This window comes from Sneathiella chungangensis (assembly GCF_009882935.1).
Lineage (GTDB): Bacteria > Pseudomonadota > Alphaproteobacteria > Sneathiellales > Sneathiellaceae > Sneathiella > Sneathiella chungangensis.
Genome location: NZ_WTVA01000004.1, coordinates 422,919 through 442,639 on the forward strand (window position 1 = coordinate 422,919; position 19,721 = coordinate 442,639).

16 protein-coding genes are annotated in these 19,721 nt (G+C 57.6%); 14 read left to right on the top strand and 2 right to left on the bottom strand.

The window, feature by feature from the left end; genetic code table 11:
• Window position 1 precedes the first annotated feature (1 nt).
• From GQF03_RS11280 to GQF03_RS11335, 12 genes are read left to right on the top strand one after another with little or no spacing between them, the layout of a single operon-like run.
• Window positions 2-1,369, top strand: a complete 1,368-nt coding sequence (locus tag GQF03_RS11280; RefSeq protein WP_161339370.1) for an AMP-binding protein — start codon at window positions 2-4, stop codon at window positions 1,367-1,369.
• Between the two features lie 12 nt (window positions 1,370-1,381).
• Window positions 1,382-1,762: a 3-hydroxyacyl-ACP dehydratase FabZ family protein gene (locus GQF03_RS11285; protein ID WP_161339371.1), complete on the top strand. Its 381-nt coding sequence runs from the start codon at window positions 1,382-1,384 to the stop codon at window positions 1,760-1,762.
• Window positions 1,759-3,459: a glycosyltransferase family 2 protein gene (locus GQF03_RS11290; protein WP_161339372.1), complete on the top strand. Its 1,701-nt coding sequence runs from the start codon at window positions 1,759-1,761 to the stop codon at window positions 3,457-3,459. Before GQF03_RS11285 ends, GQF03_RS11290 begins: the two co-directional genes overlap by 4 nt.
• Window positions 3,456-3,866 carry an acyl-CoA thioesterase gene (locus tag GQF03_RS11295; RefSeq protein ID WP_161339373.1) on the top strand — a complete coding sequence of 137 codons (411 nt, stop codon included), beginning with the start codon at window positions 3,456-3,458 and terminating at the stop codon, window positions 3,864-3,866. Before GQF03_RS11290 ends, GQF03_RS11295 begins: the two co-directional genes overlap by 4 nt.
• Window positions 3,860-4,468 carry a LolA family protein gene (locus tag GQF03_RS11300; RefSeq protein ID WP_161339374.1) on the top strand — a complete coding sequence of 203 codons (609 nt, stop codon included), beginning with the start codon at window positions 3,860-3,862 and terminating at the stop codon, window positions 4,466-4,468. Before GQF03_RS11295 ends, GQF03_RS11300 begins: the two co-directional genes overlap by 7 nt.
• Window positions 4,465-6,789, top strand: coding sequence for an MMPL family transporter (locus tag GQF03_RS11305; protein ID WP_161339375.1), 2,325 nt, complete (start codon window positions 4,465-4,467; stop codon window positions 6,787-6,789). Before GQF03_RS11300 ends, GQF03_RS11305 begins: the two co-directional genes overlap by 4 nt.
• 1 nt (window position 6,790) lies before the next feature.
• Window positions 6,791-8,023 (top strand): NAD(P)/FAD-dependent oxidoreductase, encoded by a 1,233-nt coding sequence (locus GQF03_RS11310; protein WP_161339376.1) that lies wholly within the window; start codon window positions 6,791-6,793, stop codon window positions 8,021-8,023.
• Window positions 8,014-8,520 carry a DUF3261 domain-containing protein gene (locus GQF03_RS11315; protein WP_161339377.1) on the top strand — a complete coding sequence of 169 codons (507 nt, stop codon included), beginning with the start codon at window positions 8,014-8,016 and terminating at the stop codon, window positions 8,518-8,520. The genes GQF03_RS11310 and GQF03_RS11315 overlap by 10 nt, the downstream gene beginning before the upstream one ends.
• A 2-nt stretch (window positions 8,521-8,522) precedes the next feature.
• Entirely contained in the window at window positions 8,523-9,698 is a 1,176-nt protein-coding gene (locus GQF03_RS11320; protein WP_161339446.1) for a beta-ketoacyl-[acyl-carrier-protein] synthase family protein, read from the top strand.
• Window positions 9,698-10,117 carry a hotdog family protein gene (locus tag GQF03_RS11325; RefSeq protein WP_161339378.1) on the top strand — a complete coding sequence of 140 codons (420 nt, stop codon included), beginning with the start codon at window positions 9,698-9,700 and terminating at the stop codon, window positions 10,115-10,117. Before GQF03_RS11320 ends, GQF03_RS11325 begins: the two co-directional genes overlap by 1 nt.
• Window positions 10,118-10,135: 18 nt before the next feature.
• Complete coding sequence (locus GQF03_RS11330; RefSeq protein WP_161339379.1) at window positions 10,136-10,861, top strand: 3-ketoacyl-ACP reductase FabG2; 726 nt, start codon at window positions 10,136-10,138, stop codon at window positions 10,859-10,861.
• Window positions 10,858-12,093, top strand: coding sequence for a beta-ketoacyl-ACP synthase (locus tag GQF03_RS11335; RefSeq protein WP_161339380.1), 1,236 nt, complete (start codon window positions 10,858-10,860; stop codon window positions 12,091-12,093). The genes GQF03_RS11330 and GQF03_RS11335 overlap by 4 nt, the downstream gene beginning before the upstream one ends.
• Before the next feature lie 2 nt (window positions 12,094-12,095).
• Here GQF03_RS11335 and GQF03_RS11340 read toward each other — a convergent pair whose 3' ends face one another.
• A complete protein-coding gene (locus GQF03_RS11340; RefSeq protein ID WP_338401311.1) occupies window positions 12,096-12,497 on the bottom strand; it encodes a PilZ domain-containing protein in 402 nt (133 codons plus the stop codon).
• An 84-nt stretch (window positions 12,498-12,581) separates the two neighbouring features.
• Window positions 12,582-13,211 carry a DUF6134 family protein gene (locus GQF03_RS11345; protein ID WP_161339382.1) on the bottom strand — a complete coding sequence of 210 codons (630 nt, stop codon included), beginning with the start codon at window positions 13,209-13,211 and terminating at the stop codon, window positions 12,582-12,584.
• Window positions 13,212-13,544: 333 nt separating this feature from the next.
• On the opposite strand from GQF03_RS11345, the gene GQF03_RS11350 reads away from it, so the two are divergent.
• Both GQF03_RS11350 and GQF03_RS11355 read left to right on the top strand, forming a co-directional pair.
• The gene (locus GQF03_RS11350; RefSeq protein ID WP_161339383.1) at window positions 13,545-15,311 is read left to right on the top strand and encodes an autotransporter assembly complex protein TamA; all 1,767 of its coding nucleotides are present in this window, start codon (window positions 13,545-13,547) and stop codon (window positions 15,309-15,311) included.
• Window positions 15,311-19,657: a translocation/assembly module TamB domain-containing protein gene (locus tag GQF03_RS11355; RefSeq protein WP_161339384.1), complete on the top strand. Its 4,347-nt coding sequence runs from the start codon at window positions 15,311-15,313 to the stop codon at window positions 19,655-19,657. The genes GQF03_RS11350 and GQF03_RS11355 overlap by 1 nt, the downstream gene beginning before the upstream one ends.
• Window positions 19,658-19,721 lie beyond the last annotated feature (64 nt).

Genomic DNA, 19,721 nt, shown 5'->3' on the forward strand with positions numbered 1-19,721 from the left:
ATTGTACATTCCCGTATCGAAACTGCTTGCTTCCGACAGGTCTGGGGCTGCCGCTGTCGCCCGTATCGCCAGGCAAGATGTCACCTTCGCCGAATTCAAGGCGGAAGTCGCAGATTTACGTGCGCGGATAAAGAAAAGGGGCGTCACGCAAGTGGTTCTTGCGACGGAAAGCAGTTATGCCTTCGCAACTGGCATGCTTGCGGCCTTTGACGCCGGGTGTCGCGTTACCGTGCCGCCGAATGCTCTGCCGGGCATGCTTGCGCGGTTCGTCACGCCGGAGTGCCCACTTCTCTCGGACATCAAGGACGAGGCCCATAGTGACGACCACATTCTCATCGACGGTGCGAAGGCGGCGGAGGCGAGTTTTCGCGAGCTCGATCCTGACGCCTGCTCTCTTGATTTCTATACCTCGGGCTCCACGGGTGAGCCCAAACGCGTGCCAAAGAGCCTCGCGCAAATCGAAAATGAGCTGACGGTTCTCGACCAGGTATTTGGTGCGCGGCTCGGCGCCGCCGCGACACTCGGCACTGTCAGCCATCAGCATATCTTCGGCCTCTACTTCAAATGCCTCCTGCCACTCTCGGAGGGAAGGCTGTTTTTCCCGGAAACCTTCGAGATATGGGAGGAATTGCTGGCCTTCGCGCCGCCGGGCGCCTGTATCGTCTCAAGCCCCGCCCATTTGACCCGTATACCGCCGCTCGATCCCCTGCCGACGTCCGCACAGGCGCCCGTGATTTTCACGGCGGGCGGGCCGCTGCCATTTGAGGCCGCGCAAACCTCTGCCTGGATGTTCGGGCCGCTTCCAACCGAGATTTACGGCAGTACCGAAACGGGGGGGATCGCCCATCGCCAGCAGGAACGCGCCACAACACCCTTCCGGCCGCTTCCCGGAATGGAGACACGCGTTGATGAGCAGGGGAGTCTCTGGGTAAAGTCGAACTACACGGACAACGGTGACTGGGACAAGACAAATGATATTGCCGAGCTTTTCCCTGATGGCAGTTTTCTCCTCGCCGGTCGCGCCAACCAGTTCGTCAAGATAGAGGGCAAACGGATATCCCTTGCCGAAATCGAAAAATTTCTGACGGCATCAGACCTCGTGAAAGACGCGGCGGTGCTCGTACTGACCTCGCCGCGCGACACGCTTGCGGCGGTTGCGGAATTGACCGAGGAAGGATGGAGGCGCCATGCGGAGATCGGCGCTTTCCGGCTCGGCCGGTTCTTGCGCAAGGAGCTGTCGCCCAATCTCGAGAATGCTGCGTTGCCGCGCCGCTGGCGGTTTGTCGACCGGCTTCCGGTCAATTCGCAAGGCAAGCGCCAGCAAACCGCGCTTCATGAACTGTTTGCAGGTGGTGAAGGGGCGGACTAAACTGTGCTGGTCATGGAAAAATCTACCGAAATCACCTGGCCCGGCAGCCCGACGGAACCGGAAATCCGTTCCGAACGGAGTGACGGCGATATTGTTTCGCTTGAAATTTTCGTTGACGAAAAACTGTTCCAGTTTCAGGGCCATTTCCCGGGCGAGCCGGTTCTGCCCGGCGTCGCCCAGATCGACTGGGCGGCAAAATGCGCCGTCCGTTATTTCGGGGTTCCGGCGAGATTTTCGCGTATCGGCCAGCTTAAATTTTCGAAATTGATTGTCGCCAATTCGGTTCTGTCGCTCCGTCTTGAATATAAGCGGGACAAAGGCCGCATCATCTTTTCCTTCTCGGAAGGGGGGGAGGTATGCTCGTCCGGTTTTTTTGAACTGGCGGCGCAATGAGTTTTTCGCTTGCGGCGGTTGTGCCCACTTATAATCATTATCGTCATATCGACAGGGTAATAGACGCGCTCCGCGCCGAAGGCCTGCGGATTTTCATCATTGATGACGGCAGCGCGGAACCAGCGAAATCCGAAATTGCGAAGTTTGACGATCCGGCGCGGGGCATCAGTCTTCACCGGCTGGAAAAGAACGGCGGAAAAGGGGCGGCCGTCATGACCGGCTTTCGCCTAGCGGCGGCCGAAGGTTATACCCATGTCATTCAGATCGACGCGGACGGGCAACATGATCTGGACGCCTTGCCCGCGCTCATCCAGCTCGCGAAAATCCACCCGGATACGCTGATAAGCGGTCAGCCCGTTTATGATGCGTCCATTCCGACATCGCGGAAGATCGCCCGCTGGATCACCCATGCCTGGGTTTGGGTGGAAACCCTGTCGATGGCGATTACCGACAGCATGTGCGGCTATCGCATATATCCGCTTGCCGCGGCGCTTGCGGTGATCGAGACGGAAACCGTCGGCCATTATATGGATTTTGATACGGAAATCATGGTGCGGATGAACTGGCGGGGGACGCCTGTCCGGATGCTGCCGATCCGGGTGACCTATCCGGAGGACAACATCTCGAATTTCCGCCTCGGCGCCGATAACTGGCTGATTACGAAAATGCATACGCGGCTCGTTTTTGGCATGCTGGCGCGATTGCCGCAGGTACTCCGCAACCGGCCCGTGGCCAAAAGGGGAGTCCGCCATTGGGGGCGCATTAATGAGCGCGGGGCGACAATCGGCCTCAAGACACTTTTCGCCTTCTACCGGATCGCCGGAAAACGGATTTGCTGGTATGCGATGCAGCCTGTCCTGCTCTATTTCTTCGCAACCGGCGCGACGCAGCGTCGGGCCTCAAAGGAATATTGGCGGAGGCTTTACGCCGCGAGGGGGGAGGCGCGGGACGTCAGCCTCTGCCAGGTCTGGCTGCACTACCGGTCATTCGGGGCAATGGCGCTTGATCGGCTGGCAGGCTGGCTTGGCGATATTCGGCCGGCTGACTTTCTCGGTGACGATCTTTCCACCCTCGATACGATCGCCCGGAGAAAACAGGGCATCATGGTCGTCACCTCGCATCTGGGGAATGTCGACGTCCTCCGTGCTATTGGCGCCGCCCGCGGTATCGATAATGTGACGGTCTTCGCCCATACCCGTAACGCCGTCAAGTTCAGCCGCATGCTGAGCGATGCCAATCCCGCGGCCACCGTTGACATTATGGAGGTGGAGGATATCGGCCCCGCGACGCTGATTGAACTTGAGGAGAAACTGCAAGCCGGCAACTGGATCGTCATCGCCGGCGATCGTATTCCGCTCACCGGCGGCAAGCGGATCAGGTTGATGGAATTCCTGGGCGCCTCGGCGCCGTTTTCCGAAGGTGCCTGGATTATCGCGGCGCTTTTGCGGTGCCCAGTCTATCTATTGCACTGCCTGAGTGAAGAGGGGAAATACCGCATCCTGTTCAGCAAGATCGCGGACAGGGTGGAGCGGGGGCGGGCACCACGGGACGGCCTTGCCGCGCCGATGACCGCCTATGTCCGGAAACTTGAGGAAAGCTGCCAAAAATATCCGGAACAATGGTACAATTTTTATGATTTCTGGGCAAATCCCGACGACGGGCGAAAACAGGAAGAAAGGCATAGTGAAAAACCATGATATCCGCCGAAGTTGACGTGAAATGCCAGTTCTATGATCTCGACCCGATGGGAATCGCCTGGCACGGAAATTATGCCCGCTTCTTCGAACAGGCCCGATGTGCCCTGCTTGACGTCATCGATTATAATTATGAACAGATGAACGATAGCGGCTATGCCTGGCCTATTGTCGATATGCGGATAAAATATATCCGCCCGATCCGTTTCGGTCAGGTCGTGGCGGTGGCGGCGACATTGGCCGAATATGAAAACCGCCTGAAAATCAATTATCAGATCAATGACCGTGAAACCGGCGAGAAACTAACCCGGGGATTTACAATTCAGGTGGCGATTGATAAGAACGCGGGGGAAATGCTATTCCAGTCCCCACCAATACTTTACCGAAAAGTTGAAGCTCTGTTGTGCTAAGAACGATCCGTCTGTTAATCATTATCGTCATGGCCGCCGCCATATTTCCGGCCCAGGCCGCACCGGTGGCGCTGAAGGAGGGCGAAGGCCTGATGGGGCGCTTTCAACAGGCCCGGTATTTGCGCGGATTCGATAAACCCATCCTGTCAGAAGGCGCGTTCTATTTGCTGCCGAAATCAGCCTTGATCTGGCAGACAGAAAAGCCGTTCTTCAGCCGCATGGTCATTGACGAAACCGGCTTGAGCCAGGCGCTGAAAGGCGCGGAGGTGACCCGTCTCAGTTTCAAGCAGTTCCCGGGGTTCAAGCTGTTGCGCGACACCTTCGAAAACAGCCTTGGTGGCAACTGGGCGCCGCTTGAGGAGATGGCGGGCGCGAAATTGCTGCCGGTGGACGGCGGATATACGCTGCGCTTCGCTCCCAAGGCAAGTGGCCTCAACCTTCCTTTTGCCTATCTCAATTTTGAAATCGATGATTTCCTGAAAACAGTCGAGATCGTGAAAAGCAACGGTGACCGGGACGTGATCACCTTTTCCGACCAACGGGTGGCGTCGGCTGAGGATATTAACCAGGCGGCCCAGACAAACCGGGAAAAGCAGCCGTGAGCCGGGTCGGGCTCTGGGTATATGTCTCGCTGCTCTGCGCCGCCATTGCGGTTATCGGATGGCGGCTTCAGGATGGCCTGCCGCTTGATACCAATATCGTCGCGATGTTGCCGCAGTCGGACCGGGCGGAATGGGTCGCCCGCGCCGAAGCGGCTGAAAGAACACAGGGAACGGATCAGCTTATTGCACTTGTCGGTCACGCTGATTTCGAAACGGCGCGGGCCGCGGCGCTGGAACTCGGACAGGCGCTCGTCGACGGGGGCATTCTTAAATCCGCGCAGTCCGACACGGGACTGTCGACACTCAAGCATCTTAATGAAATCCTGTTCCCGCATCGCACCGAACTTCTTTCGGAGGGGGATCGGCGGCTTCTCGCCACGGGGCAGGAGCAGGTCCTCATCGACCGGGCGCTGGTACAGATCTTATCCCCCCTGTCCCTCGCAGACGCGGAGCTGATCCGCCGCGACCCGTTTCTCCTGCTTCCCAATTACCTCTCGGCAAGCACGGAGAATCGCTCGAAGCTTCTAAGCCGGGCGAATGTGCTGGCGGTTGAGGAAAAAGGGAAATGGTATGTCCTGGTCCGCGGCAAGCTGGTCGGGAATCCGTTCGATAAGGGGTTCCAGACCCGGACGCTGCAGGTTTTCGAAGATACTGCGCGTAAACTCGGTAAATCTCATGGCGATATAACGATCTTGAAGACGGGCGCGGTTTTCTATGGAGAGCATGCCTATCGCCAGGCGGAGAATGAAGCCGGGTTTATCGGCATGATTTCGCTGATCGGGATTATCGTCCTCAATTTTTTCGTTTTCCGAAGCTTCCAGCCGCTGGCCCTCAGTCTGCTCGCCATCGCTTCGGGGATCGCCGGTGGCCTCGCGGTTACGCTTCTCTTTTTTGGAACCCTGCAACTTCTCGCGCTCGTCTTCGGGGCTGGCCTGATTGGTATTTCGGTTGACTATGCCTTTCATTATTTTTGCGAACGTTTCAAAAAGGAAAACTCTGTTCCCGCCGCGCGCGCCCGAGCGATCCGGTCCGGGTTGACTCTCGGTCTGGTAAGTTCCGTGCTTGGCTTCATAACCTTGGCGCTGACGCCGTTTCCCGGGCTTCAGCAGATTGCCCTGTTTTCGGCATCGGGGCTGACGCTCGCCTATCTCACCGTGCTGTATGCTTTCCCTTATCTCGACCGCGCGAAGCCATTTACCCATGGCGATAAATTCCTCGCGTTCTCCATGCTGCTTCATCATTTTTGGTGGCGTCCGGAGCATCGGAAATGGCGGTATCTTCTCGTCAGCCTTTTGGTGCTTGCCGGGCTTTTTGGCGCCACGCGGATTGTCGTCGATGACGATGTCCGCCGGCTGCAGTCGTTGCCACAGGCCTTGCAGGCGGAGGAACAGGCGATCCGGCTCCTCGCCGGGATCGAGAACCAGACACATCGTTTCTTCGTCCGGGGCTCCAATACGGAGGAGGTCCTGCAAACAGAAGAGGCGCTGGCGATCGATCTTGCCGCGTTGCGCGCAAGCGGGAAGATCGGCAATTACCGGATGATATCGCAATTCGTACCGTCGCGGGTGCGGCAGCTTGAAAATCAAAAGCTGATCGACGAGACATTAATGCCGAAATTGGATGAGCAGATGGCGGTCATCGGTCTCTCCGGGGCTCCACCTTACCATCGCGCGGACGGTGTTTTAACGCTCGACCAGCTCAGCGCCGCCGCGTTGCCGGGCCTGTTTTCACAGCTTCGCATTTACACGACCCCCGGGATCGTCGTCCATGCGGTGACGCTTTCCGGGGTCAATGACAGAACGGCACTATCCGCTCTCGCCGAGAAATCGGAAAACATCGCCCTGATCAGCCAAGCTGACAGCCTTAGCAAGACCTTCGGCGCCTATCGTCTTCGCGCGTTGATCATGCTCGCAATTGCCTATTGCGTGGTCTGGGTTTTCCTTTCCCTGCGCTATGGAATTTTCGGGTCTATCAAGGTTATGATGCCGTCGATGAGCGCGGTGTTGCTGGCGCCCTGCCTCCTTGCGCTGACCGGTGAGCCCTTTACTTTTTTCAATGCCATGTCGCTGATGCTGATATTCGCCATCGGCCTTGACTATGCGCTTTTCAACCGAGAATCCTCGGGGGAGCGGCAGCGGCGGGCGATGCTGGCGAACGGACTTTCGACCATATCGACCCTGCTCGCCTTCGGCCTGCTCTCTTTAAGCGAAACCTTCGCAATACATGCCTTCGGGATTACGATCCTGGTCGGGATCACGCTTGCCTATGTGCTGGCGCCCCTGGCGTCTGACCTTGACCATCCGATGACGGAGCCTTTGTAGCATGGTGAACAAGAACGAGCGGTTTGATGTCGTCATTATCGGTGCCGGTCCGGCGGGTGCGCTCGCCGCGAAGCGGCTGGTGCAGGAGGGGCTCAAGGTCGCGATCCTCGAGAAAAGCGTCTTTCCGCGCTTCGTGATTGGCGAGAGCCTTCTGCCGCAATCGATGGTGTTTCTGGAAAAAGCCGGGCTTCTGGCGAAAGTTGCCGCCGCTGGCTTTCAGCACAAGAACGGCGCCAACTTTTCCGATGATCGGCGCTTCAGTTCAATCGACTTTTCGGAAAAATTCACGGAAGGTCCCGCGACCACCTATCAGGTGTCACGCGATAAATTCGATATGCTGCTGGCGACCGCCGCCAAAGACGCCGGCGCGGACCTCCGCTTTCAGCAGGATGTGACCGATGTCCGCTTCGACGGCGCGGGTGTGACTGTTCTCGGGACGGGCCCGGAGGGCGATTTCGAATTGTCGGCACGTTTTCTGGTGGACGCGAGCGGCTACGGACGGGTCTTGCCGCGATTGATGAAGCTGGACACGCCCTCCGATTTTCCGGTCCGGCATGCGTTGTTCACCCATGTCGAGGACCAGCTGGCGGCGCGGGACTTTGACCGCAATAAGATCCTGATCACCGTTCATCCGACATGCCGTGACATCTGGTTCTGGCTTATTCCATTTGCCGATGGGATATCCTCCATCGGTGCCGTTGTCCCACCCGAACAGCTGGCAAATTATCCAGGCGATAAGTCCGAAAAACTATGGGCGATAATCCGCGAGTCGGCGGATTTAACGACGCTTCTGCAGGGCGCGCGGGAGATACGTTCCGTCGGTGAAATTTCTGGCTACTCGACGAAAGTCTCCCGCATGGCCGGGCCGCAATTTGCGCTTCTCGGCAATGCCGGGGAATTTCTGGACCCGGTCTTTTCCTCCGGCGTAACCATCGCCTTCAAGTCCGCGGATCTGCTGATCGACCCGTTGATGCGCCAGCTGAATGGCGAGGCGGTTGATTGGGAGGCGGATTTCGTCGCGCCGCTTAAAATCGGGGTGGATTGCTTTCGCATCTTCGTCGAGGCCTGGTATCGCGGTGATCTGCAGGAAATTATCTTCAATCCGCCGGGTGATGCCAATCCGATCAAGCGGATGATTGTGGCGATCCTGGCGGGCTATGCCTGGGATGAGAAGAACCCCTTCGTCACGCAGGGTCGCCGGTATCTCGATATGGTGGCGTTGCAATGCTCGTAAGATGTCTGCTTGTGTTGATCGCGGTCATCGGCATCGCCGGTTGCGCGACGGAGTCGGCGCGGGAGTTGGAGGTCGCTCCCTGGCGCCTGCCGGAGGGGCCGCCGCGGGAAGTCGTGCAGATCCTGAATGGACATTATGGGGACAAGGCGTTCGCACTCCAGGTGCGCCTCAGCATGTCAGAAGAAAAAATGCTTGTTGCCGGGCTTGATTCGCTTGGTCGCCGCGCCTTTGATATCCTCTGGGACGAAACAGGCGTTCGCGCGGGCAAGGCGGACTGGGTGTCGGAGGACCTGAACGCCGCCGATATCCTGAAGGTGATCGTCGCGACATACTGGCCCGAGGACGACCCGATGCAGGCTTATGTGAGGGACAGGGCGAAGGACCTCGAGATCAGCTATCAGAGCGAACGGGCGAATGCCTGGAATGAAACCGTTGAAATCCGCAATCCCAGGTCGGGTTACGAAATGACAATCATTTCCTACGAACTGAAGCAATGATGATGACCTTTTATCTTAATGCGCTCGGCCTGATCAATGCGCTGGGACAGGGCAAAGAGGAAATTAGCCGCCGCCTGTTTACCGGTGATACCGGCGGTATGACGCGTAAAGACGGGTATCTTGCGGATCGTGCCGTTATGGCGGGGGCGATTGAGGGGGAGTTGCCGCCGATTTCCGCGGACTTAGTCCGTTATGACAGCCGGAACAACCGGATGCTGCTTGCCGCATTGTTGGAGATCGAGCCGGATATCAGGGCGGCAATCGCAAAATACGGCGCCGAGCGCGTCGCCGTGATCCTTGGCACCAGCACGTCCGGTATCGGCGATAATGAACCGGGAATTGCAGAGAAGGTTAAAGGCGGTTCCTTCCCGGAAGGTTTTGACTATGACCGGCAGGACAATGCGTCGCTCGCCTATTTCGTCCGCAGCTACTTCGGTCTCACCGGGCTGGCCATGACGATCTCAACCGCCTGCACGTCGAGCGCCAAAACGCTTGCATCGGCGCGGCGGATGATTGCGGCGGGCTTTTGCGATGCGGCGATTGTCGGCGGGGCGGACACGCTCTGCCGCCTGACGATGAACGGTTTCGCGTCGCTTGATCTGGTTTCCGGGGACCTCTGCAACCCGTTCAGCCAAAACAGGGGCGGCATTAATATCGGTGAGGGGGCCGCCGTTTTCTTGATGAGCCGGGAGAAATCGGGCGTGCGCGTCGCCGGAATTGGCGAGACGTCCGACGCCTATCACATGAGCACGCCGGATCCGGATGGAAGAGGCGCCTTCACCGCGATGGAGCGGGCATTGACCGAAAGCGGCCTTGCGCCGAAAGAGATCGCCTATCTCAATCTTCACGGCACGGCGACGGAATTGAATGACAGCATGGAAGCAAAGGCCGTCTACGAACTACTGGGCCCGGTTCCCTGCAGTTCAACCAAACCCTTGACGGGCCATACCCTCGGCGCGGCCGGCGCAACCGAGCTTGCGTTCCTTTATCTCGCTCTTGGATCGGAGGACGGACTGCTGCCGCCCCATGCCTGGGATGGCGCAACGGATCCGTCTTTACCTCCCCTCCATCTGGTGGCACCGGGAGAAAGAGTGCCGGGCGCCCGGGCGATGATGACGAATTCCTTTGCTTTCGGCGGCAACAATATTAGCGTTATCCTCAGCAAAGAGAGCGATTGATGCAGCCTTGTCTCTACGATATCACCGAAATACTCTATCACGCGCCGCCGATGATCCTGATTGACCGGATCGAGGCCTACGATGATACGACAGTGATGTCGTCGGTTGAAATTACCGAGACCTCTCCCTTTATGGCGGAGGGAGAGGTGCCCGCCTATATCAGTATTGAATATATGGCCCAGTCGATCGCCGCCTATAGCGGGATAAAGGCGCGCAACGCCGGTGGAGAGGTGAAAATCGGTTATCTGGTCAGCACCCGGAGCATGACGCTCGGCTGCCCGGCCTTCCATCCAGGAGACAGGCTGAGCGTGACCGTTCACCTTGTTTATGACGAGACGCCCATGGCGGTCTTTGATTGCGCGATAACCCGGAATGAAAAGCTTGTCGCTGAAGCGCGGCTTAATGTATATCAACCCTGAAATCACAGGTGAGAATAGATGCAAAGAAGAATTCTGGTCACCGGAGCAAGCGGCGGCATTGGCCGGGCGATTGCGCTTCGGCTGGCGAAAGACGGCTTCGAGATTGTCGCTCATTGCGGCCGCAATCGGGAAGCCGGAATACAGACGGTGGAGCTGATTGAGGCCGCTGGCGGAACCGCGCGGCTGGTCCAGTTCGATATTGCCAACCGTGACGAATGCCGCAATATTCTCGAGGCGGACGTCGAGGAGTTCGGCGCCTTCTACGGGGCTGTGCTGAATGCGGGGATCACCCGCGATACCGCTTTTCCCGCCATGACGGACGATGAATGGGACGCGGTCATCCATACCAATCTCGACGGATTTTACAATGTTCTCAAGCCGATCACCATGCCGATGGTCTCGGCCCGCAAAGGCGGCCGGATCGTCGTTATTTCATCTGTCTCCGGTGTTATGGGAAATCGCGGTCAGGTGAATTACAGCGCGTCGAAATCCGGTCTGATCGGAGCGGCGAAGGCGCTTGCGCTTGAGCTCGCGAAACGCGAGATTACGGTAAACTGCGTTGCGCCGGGCCTGATCGACTCGGCGATGACAGAAGATCTGCCGCTGGAGGAGATCATGAAAATGATACCGCTTCGCCGACTTGGCGACGTTGATGACGTGGCGGCGACAGTTTCCTTCCTCTGCTCCGACGGGGCCGCCTATATCACGCGTCAGGTCATCTCGGTGAACGGGGGGATGGCATGACTAATCGCGTTGTTGTCACCGGCATGGGCGGAGTCACCTCCCTTGGCGAGCGCTGGGAGGATATTTCGGCAAATATGCGGGCCGGAAAGACCGGTATCCGGCGGATGGAAAGCTGGGATTTCTATGACGGCCTCAATACGCGGCTCGCGGGCCCGGTTGAGGGTTTTGATATCGACGGCCGGTACCCGCGAAAGGCTATGCGAAGCATGGGGCCGGTCTCGAAAATGGCGGTCTATGCCACGGAAAAGGCGCTGGAAATGGCCGGGCTGCTCGGCGATCCTATCCTGAAATCGGGCAAGATCGGCGTTGCCTATGGTTCCTCCTTCGGCAGTACGAAACCGGTGGTCGCCTTCACCGACCTGATGCGGGACGGGCATTCGCGCGATCTGACGGCGACGAGCTACGTCAAGATGATGAGCCATACGACGGCGGTCAATATCGGCGTCTTCTACGGGCTGAGCGGACGGGTCATCCCGACGTCGAGCGCCTGTACGTCCGGCAGCCAGGGTATCGGCTATGCCTATGAGGCGATCAAATACGGCCTGCAGGACATGATGGTTGCCGGCGGAGCGGAGGAACTTTGCCCGACCATGGCGGCGGTCTTTGACACGCTCTATGCGACGAGCATCCGTAATGACGAGCCGCATCGATCCCCCAGGCCGTTCGATCGCGATCGCGACGGGTTGGTGATCGGAGAAGGGGCGGCAACGCTGGTGCTGGAATCCTATGAGCATGCCGTCGCCCGCGGCGCGCCGATCCTCGCCGAGATCGTCGGATTCGCGACCAATTCCGATGGTCGCCATATCACCAATCCGACGCAGGCGACGATGGAGGTGGCGATGCAGGCCGCGCTTGATAATGCAGGGCTCACGGCATCGAACATCGACTTCATCAGCGGCCATGGCACGGCAACGGAGCAAGGGGACGTCGCGGAAAGCCATGCGACGAATAACGTGCTCGGCCCCCATATCCCGATCCATTCGCTGAAAAGCTATTTCGGTCACAGTCTCGGCGCCTGCGGCTCGATCGAGGCCTGGCTCGGCATCGAGATGATGTGCGAAGGATGGTTCGCGCCGACCGCCAATCTGGAAAATGTGGACGAGAACTGCGCCGATATCGATTATGTCATGGGGGAGGGGCGGACCATCGCCGTCCGCCACCTGATGAGCAATAACTTCGCCTTTGGCGGCATCAACAGCTCGCTGATTTTCAGGAATGCGGCGGAGATTTAAGCTTAATGTACGGGATTGGGATCAAGCGAGATCCCGGGTAGCGCCGAATTGACCGTGTTGTAGATAAATTCCGGCGGGTCGATGAAGCTCAACCCGACGATATGGCCATTCTGCCAGACGAGATGGCAGTTGAAGGCGCCAAAACGGGGAACTTCCAAAATAACGTCGTTGGTTGGCCGGAAATCCTGTTTCGTCTGGAACCGCGCGCCGCTTACCGACATGTCGCGGACCACACCCGGCACACTCTGCTCATTTCCCATGAGGCGTGCGCCCCACAAAAGCGACAGCTTGCCGTTCCACATAACGGTTTTGCGTTTATACTTCCGTTTTTCAGCCCCGGAAGCCCCGGCGTCATTTACATCAGAAATTGTTCTACCCAATCCAGCTGTTACCTGTGCAAACACTATAAACGAGAAGCCAGTAAATCGAAAAGAGATTAATATGGATTAAAAAACCCGGCGCAATTTTGTTCAAATCCGGCCCATTTCTCAATCCAGAACAACGGTTACCTGACGGCCGGAGACGTCGTATTCGCCCTTGACGAATTCCTTGTTTTCATCGAACCAGAGCTTGGCTTCCCAGTCGCCGGTGAAGGTGAATTTCTCGGTCTTGATGTCCTTGTCATTGATTTTTAAGGTCTCTTCGGCCCTGGCGATCTTGACGTTGAGGAGCTCGAAATCGACGATATTGAACAGCAGCGTGTTTTGCGTGATCGCGTAATGCCACGGAGAGGTCGGGAAGGCATTGAGTGGCAGGATCAGGTCCTTGCCATTGTAACTGGCCTGATAGTCTTCGGCATTGCGGCTCAGTGATATTTCATGCGGCGTGCCGTTGTCATCCGTCTTGCCTGACATCTTCTGAAGCTCGCTGCTCGCCCAGGTTTCCTTAAGGTTCTGATCGAAGCCATATACCTGCATACCGAGGAATGAGACGGAGGCGTTGGCGCGAAGTTCCTCAATCTCTCCTTTTTCGTTATGCACCGTGGTGAGATGCACATAGCCGATCTTGTCGTCTTTGAGGAAGACGGAGGCGAACTGGTTCTTTTGGATATGCTCAGCCGCGGCTGCCCCAATGGAGAGCGGGAGGAGGGCGAGCAGGATGATAATAGTGCGAAACATAGTTCTTCTCCTTAACAGAAGCCTGTATTATACAGGCCGGACCCGATCAGTATCCGGAAATATTAAATATCGGAATGAGGCACTACTATCGCATTCCAATTGGCGGACAAGCGCAATAAGGATATGCGAGTGACCGCGACTATCCACTCTAAATATTTGGCGATGACCTAGACTCCAGCAAGTAAGGACATTAATTAAAGTAAGCATATTATGCCGCGAAAAACAATTTTTGACTCACGTCCGGGGCGCATTTCCGGGCCATTTCCGGGAAGCTGACAGGTGCTGCCTCGCCGATTTACATATTTTTGCCGGTTGATGGGCCTGGGGGCCTTCTTGGCGGCAACGGGGGTATCCCCTGCTTTCGCGGCTGAGGCGACGAATGACGCGTCCGAAGAACCCGATTTGCGCTATGAAGTGACGATCAATGGCGCCCCGACGGACGAGGTATTGGATTTGCTGGAACAATCCTCGCGCCTCGAGCAGTTGTCGGACAAACTTCCGCCGAGTGAAGCCGCGCTTCGCCGGCGCGCCGACGTGGATGTCGAAGGGTTCAAAAAAGTTCTCCGCTCGGAAGGATATTACGCCGGCGACGTCAAATATACGTTGGACAAGAAGCAAGAGCCGATTGCAATCTCCTATGACATAACGCCGGGGCCGCTATTCCGGATCACGAAATTCGAGATCAAATTCACCGAGGGAGCTGACATCCCGGTGCCGCCCGCGCTCTCTGATCTTGGTATCGAGATCGGCATGCCCGCCCGGTCCGAGCCGATCGTGAATGCCGGAACACAGACAATCGTCGATCTTGGCTACCGCGGCTTTCCCGGCGCGACAATTGAAAAGCAGGATGCCATCGTCGATTTCGCGACGGACGGGATGGAGGTGACCTTTGTCATCAATGCCGGCCCGAAGCTCTATATGGGGGAGTTGCGCGTTGAGGGGCTGCAGGAGGTCGAAGAAGACTATATCCGGCGCATTGCCGCGTGGACACCGGGGAAACTCTATGATACCCGCGTGCTCGACGAACTCAGGCGCCGCTATCTGCGAAGCGGTTTGTTTGACGCCGTTCGCATCAAGCAGCGCGAGAATGACCAGCCGGACAGCACGGTGCCGATCACCTTTGTCTTTACCGAACGGGACCGCCGGTCAATCGGCGTCGGGGCGAGCTTTTCGACCAGCGAAGGATTTGGCACGCAATATTACTGGGAAAACCGGAATTACTTTGGCCAGGGGGAAAAGCTCCGCGCTGATCTCACCCTCGCCGAAATCCGCCGCGAAATCAAAGTCACCTTCGTGAAGCCCAATTTTGTCCGTCTCGACCAGAACTTCAACGCGAGCTTTGATATTCGCCAGGAGAATACGGAGGCTTATGACGAAGATGCGGTCACCGCCTATGTCGGTCTGGACCGCAGGTGGCGCAAGAAATGGGTCCTCGGTGCCGGGGTCTCGCTGGAATATGCGAAGATTGACGATAGCGGCGTAACAGAGAATTACGCCCTCGGCGGGCTGCCGCTTACCGCGCGGTATGATTCAACCGATGACCTGCTCGATCCGACCAAGGGCCGGCGGTTCAATACGTCGTTGGTGCCGTATGTCGGGCTTAACCAGAACACGCCGGATTTCCTGCGTCTGGAGATGGATGGCTCAACCTACTATTCCGTTCTCGACGATGACCGCCTGATATTGGCTGCACGCGGCAAGATCGGCCTTATGGCGGGAGACAGCGCCAATGAGATCCCGGCAAGCAAGCGGTTCTATTCGGGCGGCGGCGGTTCCGTGCGCGGCTATAAATATCAGACGGTCGGCCCGCTGGATTCCAATAACGATCCCGTCGGCGGCCGGTCGCTTCTCGAAGTCGGATTTGAGGCGCGCGCCCGGATCACGGACAGTATCGGCATCGTTCCCTTTATCGAGGGCGGTAATGTCTACGAGAGCATGGCGCCCGATTTTTCCGGGGAATTTCTGTGGGGAGCGGGTCTGGGCTTTCGCTATTACACCGCCATCGGGCCGATCCGTTTCGACGTTGCGCTGCCGCTCAACCGCCGGGACGGTGTTGATGACGCCTATCAGTTCTATATCAGTATCGGCCAGGCTTTCTGATGTCACGGAAATCACTCATTCTCACGGCCCTCCTCGCGCCGTTCCTTGTGGTTATCCTGACGCTCGCCGGGATCTATGCCTACCTTCAGACCGATAGCGGCCGGGCTTTTCTGATCTCGCAGGTGGAGGCGGCCGCAAGTGATGCCGAGGGCATCAGTCTTGATCTCGGACAACTCGACGGAAATATTTTCAGTGAATTTTCGATCGACTCAGTTCGCCTGCGCGATCTGGACGGCGAATGGCTGAGCGTGGAAAATATCACCGCGTCCTGGTCGCCCTTCGATCTCCTGTCAGGGAAACTCGTCATCGGCTCCATAATTGCGGATCGCCTGGCGGTGGAACGGGAACCGCGGCTTGCGCCGTCCGAGGAGAGTGAAAGTGCCGGTATCACGGAACTCCCCGTCGATATTCGCCTCGGCAAGCTGGAAATCCGGGAAATACATATTGCCGAGCCCGTCGTCGGACTGGCGGCAGATCTCTCGCTGCTTCTGAACCTCAATGCGAAGGTCGATGATGTCATTCACAGCGAAATCAAGCTTAGCGAAAGGAACGACAAGAGCCGGCTTCTCGGCAGCGTCGATTTCGATCCCGCACGTGAGACCCTCGCCATCGACATTAGCCTCGATGAGCAGGAAAACGGTCTGATTTCCCGCTTTCTTGCGTTGCCGGGCTATCCGGCGATTAAGGCGAATGTTGTCGGTAACGGCGTTTTCAATTCCTGGCGCGGGCAGATGAGCATGAGCGCGGGCAAGCTGTTCGATGCGGATTTCGCCGTTGCAACCCGCGGAGAGAAGCAGATCACCATCGACCTCAAAGGGGGCGGGTCGCTGGATCGGTCACTTGCGGATGATTTTCCGCTCATCGACGATTCCCGGATTACCGTTACCGCGACGCTGGTTTACGATACCAAAAGCGATGACGTCACGCTTTCTGCGGCCGATATTGAAAACGGCACCTTCAATGTCAAGGCGGAGGGTCGGGTAAATCCCTATGACGAGACGATTAAACTCTCCCTGAAATCGGCACTTCGTGATGCGGCGCCGCTCAATGATCTCATGGCACCGGCCGCTGTGACTTCCGGAAATCTCGATCTCGATCTTGACGGGACCTTCAACAAGATCAACGTGAATGCTCTGTTGAAAGCAGGCGGCCTTGACGTCGATGGCAGTTTCGCGGCGGCGGAAGTGACCGGAACATTTACCTCCGCGTTGGACCTTTCGGCGCTCACCGATATACCCGTCAAGGGATCGGCGGCGCTGGTTAGCCTGTCGAAGCTTCCGGCCGAGGCGGCCGCCCTTATCGGCGAAAATCTCGATATCGATTTCGAACTGGTCTATGGCGTCGAGACGGAGCGGCTTACGGTCACGGCACTGCGGCTCCTTGGCGCACAAGCGAGCGCCAAGGGCAAGGGAGAGCTCGATTTGGCCAATCTCGGCGCCACCGCCGATCTATCGCTAAATCTGGGCGACCTCTCCAAGGTTGCGGCAATCGGTGGATCCCTTGCCGCTGATGTGACCTTGTCGAGCAGCGATGTCAGCCAAATTCTCGAAGGTAAAATTGCCGCGCGTGCCGCAGACATTGATCTTGGCGATCCACGTCTGACGCCGATAATCGGCACCGATCCCAAGCTTGCCCTCAATTTCAGCCTTGCCGGAGACGAACTGCGCCTTTCGGACATCGACATGAGGTTCGCAAGTGGATCTGTCGCCGGAATGGCACGGCTGCCGGTTTCCTTCGAGACGGTGGAGGCGAATTTGACGGCATCACTGCCGCAACTCGCCCGGTTGAGTGAAATCGCGGAAACGGAAATTGGCGGGATCGCCGCGCTCACGGCAAATTTGGCGGGTGCGCTTGCCGATCCTGACGTGAAAGGCACGTTTGACATCACGAAACTCGTGGTCGACGGCAACTCCCTCGGCGCATTGACGGGAAGCTATGCCCTATCCACCCTCGCGGCGTCACCATCAGGAAATGTCGCGGCTCGGCTTCTGCATGACCGGGTGACGGTGGAGGCGTCGAGCAAGGTTGCGTTGCCGGATTATGAGTATCTCACGCTTTCGAACCTCTCGGTGACGGAGCAGAAAAACCGGCTGTCCGGGGATTTGAAGATACCCTTTGACGGAACGCCGATTTCGGGATCGGTGAAGGGCAGGGTTCCGGATCTTGGAACACTTACCGCGCTGTTGGATCAGGACACGTCCGGCGAACTCGATTTTTCCGCAAGGCTCGCGGATCGGAAAGGCAGTCAATCCATTGAGGCAAGGATCGCCGCAAAGTCGTTGCGCATCACCGCGGCGGACGTCACGGCGGCGAACCTCTCGGTGTCGGCGGCGATGACCGGCAGCTTCGATGCGCCGACGATTGACGGTACGGCGACCGCCGACAACCTGGCGATCGCCGGCCAAAAGCTGAAAAAAGTTGCGACCACGGCCGAAGGCAGTTTGGAGGCTCTTGACTACACTTTTGATATCACCCGCGGCGAGGATCCCGATCTGACTCTTACAGGGAAAGGTCAATTGACGCAGAAGAGCGGGGTCACATCTGTACGCCTCGCCACCATGGACGGCGATTTCGCCGGGCGAAAAATCGCGCTGACATCGCCGCTGTCCCTCCGTGTGGAGGGAGAGACCCTAGAGCTTGACAGATTTACCCTTTCCTTCGGGGAGGGAAAGTTGCAAGGGTCCGGCCGTCTGTTGCCCGCCTCCGTCAACGCGGAGTTCAGTTTCAATGACCTGCCGGTCGATCTTGTGGAACTTGTCGATCCGGGGTTCGATTTTGCCGGTCGCCTCAATGGAACGGGCAGTTTGGCGGTCACCAAGGGGGCGTCCGCCACCGGAGAGATGAACCTGAAGGCCGTGGACCTGCGCCTTGTGGGAGAGGAATATGCCGAACTGCCCTCTTTCGCGAGCACTGTCACCGCCCGCCTCGGGAAGGGGGAACTCACCTTTAAAGGAGACGTGACCGGGCTCGAGGCGACGCGCATCGATGCCACGGGCCGCCTGCCGTTCGATATCGCGCTGGACCCAACCAATATTCTAATTAATGAAAATAAACCGGTTAATATAAAATTAGAAATAGACAGCGATATCAATAAGATATGGGCGCTTCTTGCTCTCGATACTCAGCAAATGAAAGGCCAGCTGACGGCGGATCTCGCGGTGGAGGGTACGATTAACGCGCCGCAGCTCGTCGGTGCCGCCCGCATCAATAACGGATATTTCGAGGATGTTGAACAGGGAACGATCCTTAAGAAACTGACGGTCACTGCCGAGATAGCCGACGGCGATGTCCTTAAACTTGACGCTAAGGCAGTCGATCCGCAGGGCGGCGAACTGGCCTCTTCGGGAACAGTGAATTTCGCGAAACTGACCAATCCGCGCGTCGATATCAATGTCGCGCTCACCAATCTTCTTGTCGTCAATCGGGACGATTTTTCCATCATCACCGATGGGAAGATCGATCTTGAGGGAAATACCAGCGACCTTTATGTCGACGGTCAGGTGACGACGCGCAATGTCGAGATCAATATCGGTGGTTCAGTCGCGCCAAATGTCGTCGATCTGAAATATGAGGAAGTGAACAGACCGGGCGCCGAAAAGGTGGAGAAAACCATAGAACAGGCAGAACCATCGCGAATCTCGCTCGATTTGGATCTGCATATGCCAAGCCGGGTGTTTATTCGCGGCCGCGGGCTCGATTCCGAATGGAAGGGTAATTTTGTTATTCGCGGAACCGCCGACGATCCTCGCATTGAGGGATATATCAGTCCTGTGCGCGGGCAGTTCACCTTTGCGGGAAAAAGCTTCAAGCTTGAGGAGGGGGAAATTTCCCTGCTCGGCGGGGAGACCATTAATCCGGAGCTGTCGCTGACGGCGCGCTATGACGGGCCGACAGTTGCCGCGATCGTCACCATTTCCGGCACAGCCTCCAATCCGGAGATCAGCTTTTCGTCGCCCGACGGATTACCGCAGGACGAAGTTCTGGCTCAGGTTCTGTTCGGCAAGTCGTCGGGCAAACTCTCGGCGGTGGAGGCCGTGCAACTTGCAGAAACGCTTGCGGCACTCTCTGGGAAAATGGGCAGCGGGGGCGGCATTACGGGTTTCGTGCGCGACACCCTCGGCGTCGACGTCGTTAGCGCCAGCACCAATGAACAGACCGGTGAAGCCGAGGTCAGCGTCGGCAAATACGTCTCCGACAACATCTATGTCGGCGTCGATCAGGGCACCCAATCGGGCGGCACACGCGCCAAGGTCCAGATCGAACTCACGCCGAATATCTCGGTGGAGAGTGAAATGGGCCAGTCCACGGACAGCAGCGTCGGCATTTTCTGGAAATGGGATTACTGAGTGCGTATTCATCATTCCCGTAGGTATTGATACTGACAGGTTCAACTGCGCGTTTCTGGGCATT

Bases quoted from the DNA above. Each gene is read 5' to 3' on its own strand.
- GQF03_RS11285 (WP_161339371.1), top strand. From the start codon at position 1,382: ATGGAAAAATCTACCGAAATCACCTGGCCCGGCAGCCCGACGGAACCG.
- GQF03_RS11290 (WP_161339372.1), top strand. From the start codon at position 1,759: ATGAGTTTTTCGCTTGCGGCGGTTGTGCCCACTTATAATCATTATCGT.
- GQF03_RS11295 (WP_161339373.1), top strand. From the start codon at position 3,456: ATGATATCCGCCGAAGTTGACGTGAAATGCCAGTTCTATGATCTCGAC.
- GQF03_RS11310 (WP_161339376.1), top strand. From the start codon at position 6,791: ATGGTGAACAAGAACGAGCGGTTTGATGTCGTCATTATCGGTGCCGGT.
- GQF03_RS11315 (WP_161339377.1), top strand. From the start codon at position 8,014: ATGCTCGTAAGATGTCTGCTTGTGTTGATCGCGGTCATCGGCATCGCC.
- GQF03_RS11320 (WP_161339446.1), top strand. From the start codon at position 8,523: ATGACCTTTTATCTTAATGCGCTCGGCCTGATCAATGCGCTGGGACAG.
- GQF03_RS11325 (WP_161339378.1), top strand. From the start codon at position 9,698: ATGCAGCCTTGTCTCTACGATATCACCGAAATACTCTATCACGCGCCG.
- GQF03_RS11330 (WP_161339379.1), top strand. From the start codon at position 10,136: ATGCAAAGAAGAATTCTGGTCACCGGAGCAAGCGGCGGCATTGGCCGG.
- GQF03_RS11335 (WP_161339380.1), top strand. From the start codon at position 10,858: ATGACTAATCGCGTTGTTGTCACCGGCATGGGCGGAGTCACCTCCCTT.
- GQF03_RS11345 (WP_161339382.1), bottom strand. From the start codon at position 13,211: ATGTTTCGCACTATTATCATCCTGCTCGCCCTCCTCCCGCTCTCCATT.
- GQF03_RS11355 (WP_161339384.1), top strand. From the start codon at position 15,311: ATGTCACGGAAATCACTCATTCTCACGGCCCTCCTCGCGCCGTTCCTT.